The sequence below is a fragment of the Cupriavidus sp. FW305-27 genome, from assembly GCF_058787995.1.
Window position 1 is genome coordinate 46,088 of record NZ_JBYTAG010000022.1, and the last position, 12,651, is coordinate 58,738.

The following is a 12,651-nucleotide window of genomic DNA, read 5'->3' on the forward strand; positions in this document are numbered from 1 at the left end:
CTGTCGTGACGGCTGTCGAGGCCGGACAAGATCGAAGCGCGTTGCGCGAACCGAAGCCCAAAACGAAAAAGCCCGGTGCGTTTGCACCGGGCTTCCGTATCGGTTGGCTCCCCGACCTGGGCTCGAACCAGGGACCTGCGGATTAACAGTCCGTCGCTCTACCGACTGAGCTATCGGGGAACAGCTGAGAGAGAAATTATAGCCAGTTTCTCTTTTCTTCGTCAACACCTTTTCGACATTTTGTTCTTGTCAGAAGGTGTCTGAAAGCTTCCGGCTTGCTGCCTGCCGTACGGTGCGAAGGGCATCTCTGCTGGCTTCGTGCCGTCGTGTCGAACAGCGAGGCCGCATTATAGCTATGGTTTTTGGTTTGTGCCAGAAAAAAACCGCCTCGCGGCGGTTTTTTTCTGCGGCACTCGCCCGGCTCAGTCGAACACCGGCGAATCCACGCCGAGGATCTTGTGCAGCTTCGGCGAGGTGGTGGTGTACTGCATGTGGATTTTCTTCTCGGGGAAGATATACGGCGCGGCACCGAACGCGGCCAGCGCGGCCTCGTGGAAGCCCGACAGGATCAGCTTCTTCTTGCCGGGGTAGGTATTGATGTCGCCCACCGCGAAGATGCCCGGGATATTGGTCTCGAACTTCTCGGTGTCCACCTTGATCTGCTTGCGCTCCAGGTCCAGGCCCCACTCGGCGATCGGGCCGAGCTTGGGCGACAGGCCGAAGAACACCAGCAGGTCATCCACCGGCAGGCGGCGGGTCACGCCGTCGGCGCCGGTCACCTTGATCTCGGTGAGCACGCCGTCCTTCTCTTCATAGCCGCCGACCTGGCCGACCAGGAACTGCATTTCCATTTGCTCGCACAGTTCCTTCATCTTGGCGACCGAGGCCGGCGCGGCGCGGAAGCCGTCGCGGCGGTGGATCATCACCACCGACTCGGCCTTGCCGACCAGGTCCAGCGTCCAGTCCAGCGCCGAGTCACCGCCGCCGATGATCACCAGGTTGCGGCCATGGAAGCGGCTCGGGTCCTTGACGCGGTAGAACAGCTGCTTGCCGTCGAACTTGTCGATGCCCTCGACCTTCAGCGTGCGCGGCTGGAACGAACCCACGCCGGCGGCGATAAAGATGGTCTTGGTGATGAAGCGGGTTCCGAGCGAGGTCTCGACGAAGAAGCGGCCGTCCTCGCGGCGCTCCACGACGGCGACTTCCTGACCCAGGTGGAAGGTGGGCTCGAACGGCTCGATCTGCTTGAGCAGGTTGTCGGTCAGTTCCTGGCCGGTGCAGATGGGCACCGCCGGGATGTCGTAGATGGGCTTGTCCGGATAGAGCTCCACGCACTGGCCGCCGACCACCTTCAGGGAATCGATGACATGTGCCTTGATTTCGAGCAGGCCCAGTTCAAAGACCTGGAACAGGCCCACCGGGCCGGCACCGACGATCAGCGCATCGATCTCCTGCGGCTGGCCGCCTGCAGGGCTGCCGCCGTCGACCTGCTTGGTCGTGTCGGCGACGGGATTTGGAATGCTCAAGTCCATATTCGTCCTGATACGTTTGCATGGGCCGCTTGTGCCCGGTGTTGCGGAAAGCGCGTGGGGACGGCTTTCTTGTTCTGTCAGCGCTGCAGGTACTGCAGCTTGTCAGTGGCGTCCTTCCATTCCTCGGCCTCGGCCAGCGGGGCCTTGGTCTTGGTGATGGAGGGCCAGTTGCGGGCCAGCTCGGCGTTCAGGTTGATGAACTGCTGCTGGTCGCCCGGCACGTCTTCCTCGGCGTAAATGGCGTTCACCGGGCATTCGGCCACGCACACGGCGCAGTCGATGCACTCATCCGGGTCGATAGCCAGGAAGTTGGGGCCTTCGCGGAAACAATCGACCGGACACACGTCAACGCAGTCTGTGTAGCGGCAACGGATGCAGGATTCGGTGACAACGTGAGTCATTTCGGTTCCAGGAAAACAGGTCGGCTTTTAATGGGAAACTGTGGGGCCGCTTCTTGCCGGCGGACGCCGCATCCACCGCATGGTGCCGCATGGCAGCATGGGCTGGGCGAGCGCCGGCCGAGGCCTTTCGGAAAGCGATATTGTAGCCGAGGCTTCTGGCAAGAATAGCGGGTCTATATAGCCGGATCAGATAGTTTTCTTATTTCTTTATGTACTTTTGATTTAACGCATGGCGGCCTGCTGGCATGTCGGCCCGCCAGCGGGCATGATGAGGCCGCCAACAGTCACTTGCATCCGTGCCGGGAGACCCGTATGCCACGCCAGCCTTGCCTTGCCAGCCTGCGGCACGATGCCGCGATGCGCCGGATCTTCGCACCCATTGTTGTGCTGCTGACGGCATTTCTGGCGCCGATCGGGTCGGTTGCCGCCCAGACCCTGGCCCAGTCGCCGGGCATGGCCGACAGCGTGGTATCGCGCCTGGTGGCGTGGCGCGCGCGCACCGATGCGCCGGTCGCGCTGCCGGCGCTGACCGCGTTCGAGTGGGACCACTTCAGCGTGACCGATTCGCCCGCGGGCGACGCCATCGCCCATTGCGGCCGGGCCGGCCTGATGCCGTGCGGGCCGCAGTTGCAGCCGCAGCCGGGCGACCGGGTCCAGGTGTTGCGCTTCGAGCGCGCCGGGACCCAGGTCTACACCGAGCGCATCATGGCCGGCGACGGCGCCTTTGCCGAGCCGCTGCCGCAGCGGGTGCCGCGCGCCGCCGCCACGCTGGTGTCGTGCCCCGCTACCGACGGCCGCCAGTTGTGGTGCCTGCAGGGCAAGGCCCGGGGCAGGGAGGCGCCGCGGCAGCCACAGCCCTTCCTCGATGGTGGTTGAGCGGCAAGAGTGGCCGGGTGCGGCCAGACTTCGGTTAGCATGACGTACTGACCCGGCATCGCCGTCTGGCCCGCTATGATCATCCCGTCCCTGCTCGACACCGACCTGTACAAATTCACGATGATGCAGGTGGTGCTGCATCAGTTCCCGCAGGCGCAAGTGGAATACCGCTTCAAGTGCCGCAACGCGGGCGTCGACCTGACGCCCTATATCGATGAGATCCGCGCCGAGGTGGCACACCTGTGCCAGTTGCGCTTCACCGACGACGAGCTCGCCTACCTGCGCGGGCTGCGCTTTATCAAGAGCGATTTCGTCGACTTCCTCGGCCTGTTCCACCTGAACGAGAAATATGTCTCGGTGCGGCCGTCCCCGCAGGGCAATGGCGAGATCGAGATCTCGATCATCGGCCCGTGGCTGCATACCATCCTGTTCGAAGTGCCGGTCCTGGCGATCGTCAACGAGGTCTATTTCCGCCGCACCCAGCCCAGGCCCGACCTGGCCGAAGGCCGCCGCCGGCTGGACCAGAAGCTGGCCTTGCTGAAGACACCCGAGCTGGCCGATTGCGTGATCGCCGACTACGGCACGCGCCGGCGCTTTTCGCGCGAATGGCAGGAAGAGGTGCTGCTGACCATGCGGCGCCTGCTCGGGCCGCAGCTGGCCGGCACCAGCAACGTCCACTTTGCCCGTCTGCACAATATGGTGCCGCTGGGCACGATGGCGCATGAATACCTGCAGGCCTGCCAGGCGCTGGGCCCGCGGCTGCGCGATTCGCAGGTGTACGCACTGGAGCGCTGGGCGCGCGAGTACCGCGGTGACCTGGGCATCGCGCTGTCGGATACCTACGGCTTCGATGCCTTCCTGCGCGACTTCGACCTGTATTTCTGCAAGCTCTTCGATGGCGTGCGCCATGATTCCGGCGACCCGATGCTGTGGGGCGAGCGCATGGTCGCCCACTATGCCGCCAACCGCGTCGACCCGCGCACCAAGACGCTGATCTTCAGCGACAGCCTCGACATCCCGCGCGTGATCGAACTGTACGAGCGCTTCCATGGCCGCTGCCGGCTCGCCTTTGGCGTCGGCACCAACCTGACCAACGACCTCGGCTATACCCCGCTGCAGATCGTGATCAAGATGGTGCGCTGCAACGGGCAGCCGGTGGCCAAGCTGTCGGACACGCCGGAAAAGACCATGTGCGACGATCCCGGCTACCTGTCCTACCTGCGCCAGGTGTACTCGGTTCAGCCCGCGGCGTAGCAAAATTCAACACCTTGCGCCGGCCATCGCATGCTCTGCATGCGGCGGGCGCCACTATAATCGGCGCATCGCGCGTTCGCCGCGCTTTGCGCTTCTCCAGCCAGGCCTTATGGAAACCAACGACGCCCGCGACCGCATCTTTGCCCGCATCCGTGCTGCCCAGGGCAGGCCGACCCGGCCGAGCGCGGGCGAGCGCGAGGCCGTGGCCGACTACCTGGCGCGTCACCCGCAGGGCCCGCGCCCGGCGGTGGCCGTCGACCTGGCCGAGGCCTTCCTGGCGCAGGCCCAGCGCATGGCCTCGACCGTCGACCGCGTGGCGAGGATGGACGAGGTGCCCGCCGCCACCGTGCGCTTTCTGGACAACCTGAACCTGGTCCACCGTGCCGTGGCGTGGGACGCGCTGGGCCCGCTGCCGTGGCAGGCCGCGGGGCTGGCGGTGGAATGCCGCCCGCCGGTGCGCGAGGTCGAGGCCGACCACGATCATGGCGACCTGGTCGGCATCACTGGCTGCTTCTGCGCGATTGCCGAGACCGGCTCGCTGATGCTGCTGTCGGGCCCGGCCACCTTTGCCTCGGCCGCGCTGCTGCCCGAGACCCACGTGGCGGTAGTGCCGCGCTCGCGCATCGTCGCCGGCCTGGAAGACGCCTTTGCGCTGGTGCGCAGCGAGCGCGGCGAACTGCCGCGCGCCACCAATATCATCAGCGGGCCTTCGCGCACGGGCGATATCGAGCAGACCATCGTGCTCGGCGCCCATGGCCCGTACCGCGTGCATGTGATCCTGGTCGACGAGGCCTGAACCCGCGGCTTTTGCCGCACGGAATGCGATGCACCACCCATGCCGGAAGCCCCGGGGCAAGAGGTGCTTGAATTACACTTGCAGGCTTGCCTGCGTGCCGCGGCTTCGTGCCGGCGGTGCGCCAATGAATGCTGCATTCCCGAGGAGATCCTGCCTGATGCGACGTGCCTCCGTGCTGTTGCCGCTGCTGGCCGTGCTGGCCGCATTTCCCGCCGCCGGCCATGCCGCGGACCTTGACGGGGCGTCGCTGTCCCCGCTGTGGGGGCTGCCGTTCGCCGGCATCCTGCTGTCGATCGCGGTGTGGCCGCTGGTTGCGCCCAAGTTCTGGCACCACCACTACGGCAAGATCGCCGCGGGCTGGGGGCTGCTGTTCCTGCTGCCGTTCGCGGCAGCGTTCGGCACGCATGCGGCCGCGGCCAGCGCGGGGCACGCGCTGCTGGCCGAGTACATCCCGTTCATCGTTCTGATCGCCTCGCTGTATATCGTGGCCGGCGGCATCTGCGTGCGCGGCAACCTGCACGGCACGCCCGGGCTCAATACCGGCATCCTGGCGCTGGGCACGCTGCTGGCCAGCTTCATGGGCACCACCGGCGCGGCCATGCTGCTGATCCGGCCGCTGCTGCGCGCCAATGACAACCGCCGCCACGTGGCGCACGTGGTGGTGTTCTTTATCTTCCTGGTGGCCAATGCCGGTGGCTCGCTGACGCCGCTGGGCGATCCGCCGCTGTTCCTGGGCTTCCTGAAAGGCGTGGACTTCTTCTGGACCATGCGCAACATCTTCCCGGAGACGGTCTTTATCTGCGTGGTGCTGCTGGTGCTGTTCTACCTGGTCGACCGTCACTACTACCAGAACAAGGAAGAGGAGCTGCCACCGCGCAGCGACCCCACGCCGGACTCGGGCGGCATCGCCATCGAGGGCAAGTTCAACTTCGTGCTGCTGCTGGCCGTGATCGGCCTGGTGCTGATGAGCGGGCTGTGGCAGCCGGGCATCGCATTCGACGTCCTGGGCACCGAGGTGCCGCTGCAGGCCGCGGTGCGCGATGCGCTGCTGGTGGTGGTGGCGGTGGTGTCGCTGCTGGTGACGCCGCAGGCGGCGCGTGCCGGCAATGAATTCAACTGGGAGCCGATCCTGGAAGTCGGCAAGCTCTTTGCCGGCATCTTCCTCACCATCATCCCGGTCATTGCCATGCTCAAGGCCGGCACCGACGGCGCTTTCTCCGGGGTGATCCGCGCGGTCAGCGACAGCAACGGCCAGCCGGTCGACGGCATGTACTTCTGGGCCACCGGCCTGCTGTCCTCGTTCCTGGACAACGCGCCGACCTACCTGGTGTTCTTCAACACCGCCGGTGGCGACGCGGCCACGCTGATGACGCGCGATGCCTCGACGCTGGCCGCGATCTCGGCCGGGGCCGTGTTCATGGGCGCCAATACCTATATCGGCAATGCCCCCAACCTGATGATCAAAGCCATTGCCGAGAACCGCGGCGTGCGCATGCCGAGCTTCTTCGGCTACATGCTGTACTCGGGCACCTTCCTGGTGCCGCTGTTCGTCATCATGACCTTCCTCTTCTTCCACGTTTGATGCCATGAAGCCGTCTGTCCTTGTCACCCGCGCCATCTATCCCGAAGTCATCGCGCACCTGGCGCAGTACTTCGATGTCGACGACAACCAGCAGGACGCGGTGCTGGATGCCGCCGCACTGAAGGCGCGCCTGGCGGGCAAGGCCGGCGTGCTGGCCAACGCCGCCGACCGCATCGACGGCGACGTGGTCGCCGGGCTGCCGGCGCTGCGCGCGGTGTGCAACATGGCGGTCGGCTACAACAACCTGGACGTGCCGGCGCTGACGGCCGCCGGCATTGTCGCCACCAATACGCCGGACGTGCTGACCGAGACCACCGCCGACTTCGGCTGGGCCCTGCTGATGGCCACCGCGCGCCGCGTGACCGAGGCCGAGCACTACCTGCGCGCCGGCAAGTGGCAGCGCTGGAGCTATGACATGCTGGTAGGCATGGACCTGTACGGCAGCACGCTCGGCATCCTCGGCATGGGCCGCATCGGGCAGGCGCTGGCGCGCCGCGCGAGCGGGTTTGGCATGAGCGTGCTGTACCACAACCGCAGCCAGCTGCCGGCGGACACCGAGCGCGCGCTGAGCGCGCGCTATGTCAGCAAGGAAGACCTGCTGCGCCAGTCCGACCACCTGCTGCTGGTGCTGCCCTATGGCCCGCAGAGCCACCACGCCATCGGCGCGGCCGAGCTGGCGCTGATGAAGCCGACCGCGACGCTGGTGAACCTGGCGCGCGGCGGCATCGTCGACGATGCCGCGCTGGCGCAGGCGCTGCGCGACAAGCGCATCTTCGGCGCCGGCCTGGATGTGTTCGAGGGCGAGCCCAGCGTCAATCCGGACCTGCTGACGGTGCCCAACGTCGTGCTCACGCCGCATATCGCCAGCGCCTCCGAGAAGACCCGCCGTGCGATGGCGATGCTGGCCGCCGACAACCTGATCGCCGCGCTCGACCAGGGCCCGCAGGCCGGCCATCCACCCACCGTGATCAACCCCGACGTCATGTCGCGGCGCCGCTAAGCCTGCCATTTACCTGTTTCCTGCTGCATGACCCTGATTCCGTTCCTGACGCTGGCCGTGGCGCTGCTCGCGGTCGTCCTGCTGGTCATCGTCCTGCTGCGCCAGCAGGCTGCCTCGCCGGGGGCCGAGCTTGGCCGGCAACTGGCCGACATGCGCGCGGAAAGCGCGCGCGGCATGGAGCGGCTGGAGCGGGAGTTGCGCACCGACGTGGCCGACGCCGCGCGCGGCAGCCGCGACGAGTCGGCCCAGCAGATGCTGCGCTTCCAGCAGGCGCTGTCGTCGCAGCTGACGGGCATCGCCACGCTGCAGAACAACCAGATCGACACCTTCGCGCAGCAACTGGCCAAGCTGACCGAGACCAACACCCAGCAGCTCGAGCAGGTGCGCCAGCACCTGATGCTGCAGGGCCAGCAGGCGCGCGACGAGCAGGCCGGCACGCTGCGCCGCTTCGGCGACGGGCTGCAGCAGCAGCTGGCGCAGATGTCCGAAGCCAACGAGCGGCGCCTGGCCGAAGTGCGCGCCACGCTGGAGAAGAAGCTGCAGGACATCGAGGCCAACAACGCCGCCAAGCTGGAGGAAATGCGCCGCACTGTCGACGAGAAGCTGCATGCCACGCTGGAGCAGCGCCTGGGCGAGTCCTTCCGGCTGGTGTCGGAGCGGCTCGAGCAGGTGCACCGCGGGCTGGGCGAGATGCAGGTGCTGGCGCAGGGCGTGGGCGACCTGAAAAAGGTGCTGACCAATGTGAAGTCGCGCGGCACCTGGGGCGAAGTCCAGCTGGAAATGCTGCTGGAGCAGATGCTGACGCCGGAGCAGTACGGCAAGAATGTCGAGACCGTGCGCAACTCGGGCGCGCGGGTGGAGTTCGCGATCCGGCTGCCGGGCAAGGCCGCGGGTGGCGACAATGCGCCGGTCTGGCTGCCGGTCGACGCCAAGTTTCCCAAGGAACAGTACGAGCGCCTGGTGGACGCGCAGGAGCGGGGCGACCCGGATGGCGTGCTCGCTTTTGGCCGCGAACTGGAAGTGGCGCTGCGGCGCGAGGCCCAGACCATCGCCGAGAAATACCTGTCGCCGCCCCAGACCACGGATTTCGCCATCCTGTTCCTGCCGACCGAGGGGTTGTACGCCGAGGTGCTGCGGCGCCCGGGCCTGACCGACCTGATGCAGCGCGACTACCGTGTGACCGTGGCCGGGCCGACCACGCTGACCGCGTTGCTGAACAGCCTGCAGATGGGTTTCCGCACGCTGGCGCTGGAAAAGCGCTCAAGCGAGGTGTGGGAGGTGCTGGGCGCGGTCAAGACCGAGTTCGGCAAGTTCGGCGACGTGCTGGCCAAGACCCGCGATACGCTGGAGCGCGCCGCGCGCAATATCGAGCAGGCCGAAGTGCGCACGCGCCAGATGGCGCGCAAGCTGCGCACGGTGGAAGCGCTGCCGGGCGAGGCCGCGCAGCAGGTGCTTGGCCTCAATGCGGCAGCAGCGGCGGACGCGCCGGAGGCCGCCGAAGACAACGGCGGCTGAACGCGCGGCAGGGAAGGGTCAGGGCAAGCCCCCGCGGGGCTTGCGGATTGCTGCCGGCCTGGGCGCCGGCGCGCTGCTCAGCGCTCGTCTTCGGGCGCCAGTTCGCGCACGTGGACTTCAATGCCGCCGAAGCGGGCGGCCACCCAGTTGTAGGCCTTGCAGGCCAGCCACAGCAGGCCAAAGCCGATCAGCGCATTCAGGATGATTGCGCTGAAGACCGTGATGGCGGGCAGGTCACCGTAGCGGACGAAGGTGACAAACAGGCCCAGCGACACGATCGGCAGCGAGAAGCACAAGTAGACCAGCACCAGCGCGCGGGCGGTCTTGACGGGGTGGAGGTAGGCGATCTCCTGATTCATGACGGGGGATACTCGAATGGTTCTGAATCGTGCGCCAAGTGTAGCGATTGGCCGATGCCAAGCATAGCCCGCCGGCGGCGGGGGCAGGCGAAAGCCCCGTGCCGGCTGTGCTATGGCCGCAAATGTGCGGCACAAAAACGACACATTGCTCCGGCGTGTGGCAAGCGCTTGCGTGTAGCGCCTGCCGGTCCGGCTAGACCAGTCCGTCGAACAGCATCACCTCGACCGCATCGCCGGCCTTGACCGAGTCCTGTTCATGACCGAGCACGATAAAGCAGTTGGCCTCGCTCATCGAGCGCAGCACGCCCGAGCCCTGCTGGCCGGTGATGCGCACTTCCCACTGGCCGTCGCCGGCGCGCGCCAGGATGCCGCGCTGGTACTCGGTGCGGCCGGGCTTCTTGCGGATGGCTTGCGCGCTGCGCACGCGCAGCAGCGGCAGCGGTGCCACGCTGGCGCCCATCAGCCGCTGCAGCGCGGCGCGCACGAAGTGGTAGAAGGTGACCATCACCGCCACCGGGTTGCCCGGCAGGCCGAACAGGAGCGCGTCGCGGCCGTTGGAATTGATGCGGCCGAAGGCCATCGGCCGGCCCGGGCGCATCGCGATCTTCCAGAACGTGACATCGCCCAGGCGCGCCATGATCTGCTTGGTGTAGTCGGCCTCGCCGACCGAGACGCCGCCGGAGGTGATGACCGCGTCGGCGGTCTCGCAGGCGGTGCGGAAGGCGGCTTCGAGCGCCTCGGGGTCGTCGCGCACCACGCCCATGTCGAGCAGGTCGACGTTCATCCGGCGCAGCATGCCGTACAGCGTGTAGCGGTTGGAGTCGTAGACGCAGCCGGGATCGAGCGGCTCGCCGATCGAGCGCAGCTCGTCTCCGGTGGAGAAGAACGCCACGCGCAGGCGCCGGCGCACGCGCACCTCGGCCACGCCCAGCGAAGCCAGCAGGCCCAGGTCGGCCGGCTGGAGGATGCGTCCGGCCTGCAGCGCGGCCTGGCCGCGCGCCAGATCTTCGCCGCGCAGGCGCCGGTTGTCGCCGGTGCGCACGCAGTCGGCGGCAAAGCGGATGCGCGCGCCGTCGTCCACGGCTTCCACGAACTCCTGCGGCACCACGGTGTCGCAGCCGGCCGGCATCACCGCGCCGGTCATGATGCGCACCGCCTGCGCCGCCGTGGGCGCCAGCGCGCGGGCGCCGCCGGCGAAGGCGCTGCCGATGACTTCCAGCTCGACCGTGGCGGTCTGCGCGGCTGCCAGCGCGGCACCCTGGAAGGCATAGCCGTCCATCGCCGAGTTGTCATGCGCCGGCACGTCGATGGGCGAGACGATGTCCTCGGCCAGCACGCGGTCCAGGGCGCTGCGGATCGGCAACTGCTCGACGCCGCGCACCGGCTCGACTACCTCGCCGATGATGCGGTTGGCCTGGTCCACCGGCAGGGCGGTGGGGTCGTAGTCGGAAAGGCAGGAGATGACGGATTGCAGGGTGGGCATGGTGGCTCAGCGCGTTTCGTGCGTGCGCAGTTCGTCCAGGGTGTTGATATTGGCAAAGGCCGCGGCGTCGTCGAACAGCACTTCGGCCAGGCGGTGCGAGGCGGCCCAGGTCTCGATCTTGCGGCCGCCGCCGGAAAGATAAGCCACCAGGCTGTCGAGCGCACTGACCGGCATCAGGCAGAACACAGGTTGGGTCTGGCGCCGGCCGTCTTCGTCCAGCGTGACGGGGATCGCCAGGTCCGCGCCTTCGGCCTCGATCGCCTGCGCCAGGCGCGCCACCAGGTCGGTCGGCAGGAACGGCGAATCGCAAGGGGCGGTCACCATCCACGGCGTGGCGCATTGCTCCAGGCCGGCCAGCATCCCCGCCAGCGGACCGGCGAAGTCGGGCACGGTATCGGTGTAGACCGGCACGCCGAACGACTCATAGGCGGCCAGGTTGCGGTTGGCATTGATCATCAGCCCGCCCACCTGGGGGGTAAGCCGCATCATCGTGTGCATGGCCATCGGCGTGCCGTGCAGCGGCTGCAGGCCCTTGTCGGTGCCGCCCATGCGGCTGCCCCTGCCGCCTGCGAGGATCAGGCCGGTGATGTCGTCGCGTGCAATCATGGATTTTGTGTGCGGCGGGGTCAGCCGCCGATATAGGACATCTCGATCTTGCGCTCGGCACGCCTGGCGCGCACCGTCGGGTCGCTGCGCTGCTCGGAATAATTGTCGGTGCGGCCCTGCCACACCTGCGCAATCGCATTGGAGATTTCCAGGTCGCTGTAGCCGCCGCGCAGCAGCGCGCGCAGGTCGAAGCCCTCGGTGGCGAACAGGCACAGGTAGAGCCGGCCTTCGGTGGACAGCCGGATGCGGCTGCAGTCGCCGCAGAAGGCGTGGGTGACGCTGGAGATCACGCCGACCTCGCCGCTGCCGTCGCGGTAGCGCCAGCGCTCGGCGGTTTCGCCGGAGTAGTTGGCCTGCACCGGTTCGAGCGGGAATTCCGCATCGATGCGCTTCACCACCTCGGCGGACGGCAGCACTTCATCCATCTGCCAGTGGTTGCTGGCGCCCACGTCCATGAACTCGATAAAGCGCAGGATGATGCCGCTATTGCGGAAGTGGCGCGCCATCGGCACGATTTCCTGGTCATTGGTGCCGCGCTTGACCACCATGTTGACCTTGATCGGCGTCAGCCCCACGGCCTGCGCGGTCTCGATGCCGTGCAGCACGTCGGCGACGGCGAAGTCCACGTCGTTCATGCGGCGGAAGGTGGTGTCGTCGATCGCGTCCAGGCTGACGCTGACCCGCGTCAGTCCCGCGTCGCGCAGCGCGCGCGCCTTGCGCGCCAGCAGCGAGGCGTTGGTGGTGAGCGTCAGGTCCAGCGGCTTGCCCGAGACCGTCTCGATCTTCGCCAGCATCTCCACCAGGTGCTCGATATTCTTGCGCAGCAGCGGCTCGCCGCCGGTCAGGCGGATTTTCTCGACGCCGTGGGCGACGAACAGGCGCGCGGTGCGCTCGATCTCCTCGAAGCTCAGCAGCTCGGAGTGCGGCAGGAAGGTGTAGTCCTTGTCGAAGACTTCCTTCGGCATGCAGTAGACGCAGCGGAAGTTGCAGCGGTCCGTCACCGAGATGCGCAGGTCATGCAGCGGCCGGCCGCGGGTGTCGGCCACCAGGCCGGTGGGGGCAGCCAGCTTGCCGGGAATGCTGGGCGTCATCGAGCGGTAGCGATGGTCGCGCAGGTCGAAAATCGGAATGACGGATTCGGTCATGGCCTGTGGGTGGGCACGGCGTCCGGGGAGCGGCCTGGCGGCGTGGCCAAATCAGGGGCGCTCGAGGGCCGGATGCCTTCTGCTGCCATTCTAGCCGAGGCG

The 12,651-nt window shown here is 67.2% G+C and carries 12 protein-coding genes and 1 tRNA gene; 6 read left to right on the top strand and 7 right to left on the bottom strand.

Annotated elements, in window-relative coordinates:
• Positions 1-104: 104 nt before the first annotated feature.
• The 3 genes from AC3WRI_RS13050 to fdxA form a co-directional block, all read right to left on the bottom strand.
• A tRNA-Asn gene (locus tag AC3WRI_RS13050) sits at positions 105-180 on the bottom strand.
• 242 nt (positions 181-422) lie between these two features.
• Positions 423-1,532: an NAD(P)/FAD-dependent oxidoreductase gene (locus tag AC3WRI_RS13055; RefSeq protein ID WP_010814655.1), complete on the bottom strand. Its 1,110-nt coding sequence runs from the start codon at positions 1,530-1,532 to the stop codon at positions 423-425.
• A 77-nt stretch (positions 1,533-1,609) separates the two neighbouring features.
• Positions 1,610-1,933 (bottom strand): ferredoxin FdxA, encoded by a 324-nt coding sequence (gene fdxA / locus AC3WRI_RS13060; RefSeq protein WP_011615734.1) that lies wholly within the window; start codon positions 1,931-1,933, stop codon positions 1,610-1,612.
• Positions 1,934-2,245: 312 nt separating this feature from the next.
• Between fdxA and AC3WRI_RS13065 the strand changes: the two genes are divergently transcribed.
• The 6 genes from AC3WRI_RS13065 (at position 2,246) to AC3WRI_RS13090 (ending at position 8,956) form a co-directional block, all read left to right on the top strand.
• Positions 2,246-2,809, top strand: coding sequence for a hypothetical protein (locus AC3WRI_RS13065; RefSeq protein WP_011615733.1), 564 nt, complete (start codon positions 2,246-2,248; stop codon positions 2,807-2,809).
• Positions 2,810-2,884: 75 nt separating this feature from the next.
• Positions 2,885-4,063 (top strand): nicotinate phosphoribosyltransferase, encoded by a 1,179-nt coding sequence (pncB, locus tag AC3WRI_RS13070; protein WP_010814658.1) that lies wholly within the window; start codon positions 2,885-2,887, stop codon positions 4,061-4,063.
• Positions 4,064-4,172: 109 nt separating this feature from the next.
• On the top strand, positions 4,173-4,859 hold the full coding sequence (locus AC3WRI_RS13075) for a LutC/YkgG family protein (protein ID WP_010814659.1): 687 nt from the start codon (positions 4,173-4,175) through the stop codon (positions 4,857-4,859).
• A 157-nt stretch (positions 4,860-5,016) separates the two neighbouring features.
• Positions 5,017-6,441: a sodium:proton antiporter gene (locus AC3WRI_RS13080; RefSeq protein ID WP_058698469.1), complete on the top strand. Its 1,425-nt coding sequence runs from the start codon at positions 5,017-5,019 to the stop codon at positions 6,439-6,441.
• Positions 6,442-6,445: 4 nt separating this feature from the next.
• A complete protein-coding gene (locus tag AC3WRI_RS13085; RefSeq protein WP_010814661.1) occupies positions 6,446-7,441 on the top strand; it encodes a 2-hydroxyacid dehydrogenase in 996 nt (331 codons plus the stop codon).
• A gap of 27 nt (positions 7,442-7,468) precedes the next feature.
• Entirely contained in the window at positions 7,469-8,956 is a 1,488-nt protein-coding gene (locus tag AC3WRI_RS13090) for a DNA recombination protein RmuC (RefSeq protein ID WP_058698468.1), read from the top strand.
• A 77-nt stretch (positions 8,957-9,033) separates the two neighbouring features.
• On the opposite strand, the gene AC3WRI_RS13095 is transcribed toward AC3WRI_RS13090, so the two are convergent.
• The 4 genes from AC3WRI_RS13095 to moaA all read right to left on the bottom strand — a co-directional run bounded on the left by AC3WRI_RS13095 (position 9,034) and on the right by moaA (position 12,549).
• Complete coding sequence (locus AC3WRI_RS13095) at positions 9,034-9,315, bottom strand: hypothetical protein (RefSeq protein ID WP_010814663.1); 282 nt, start codon at positions 9,313-9,315, stop codon at positions 9,034-9,036.
• Between the two features lie 193 nt (positions 9,316-9,508).
• Positions 9,509-10,798, bottom strand: a complete 1,290-nt coding sequence (moeA, locus tag AC3WRI_RS13100; RefSeq protein WP_011615731.1) for a molybdopterin molybdotransferase MoeA — start codon at positions 10,796-10,798, stop codon at positions 9,509-9,511.
• 6 nt (positions 10,799-10,804) lie between these two features.
• Complete coding sequence (gene mobA, locus AC3WRI_RS13105; protein ID WP_010814665.1) at positions 10,805-11,404, bottom strand: molybdenum cofactor guanylyltransferase MobA; 600 nt, start codon at positions 11,402-11,404, stop codon at positions 10,805-10,807.
• 20 nt (positions 11,405-11,424) lie between these two features.
• Positions 11,425-12,549, bottom strand: a complete 1,125-nt coding sequence (moaA, locus tag AC3WRI_RS13110) for a GTP 3',8-cyclase MoaA (RefSeq protein WP_492293404.1) — start codon at positions 12,547-12,549, stop codon at positions 11,425-11,427.
• Positions 12,550-12,651 lie beyond the last annotated feature (102 nt).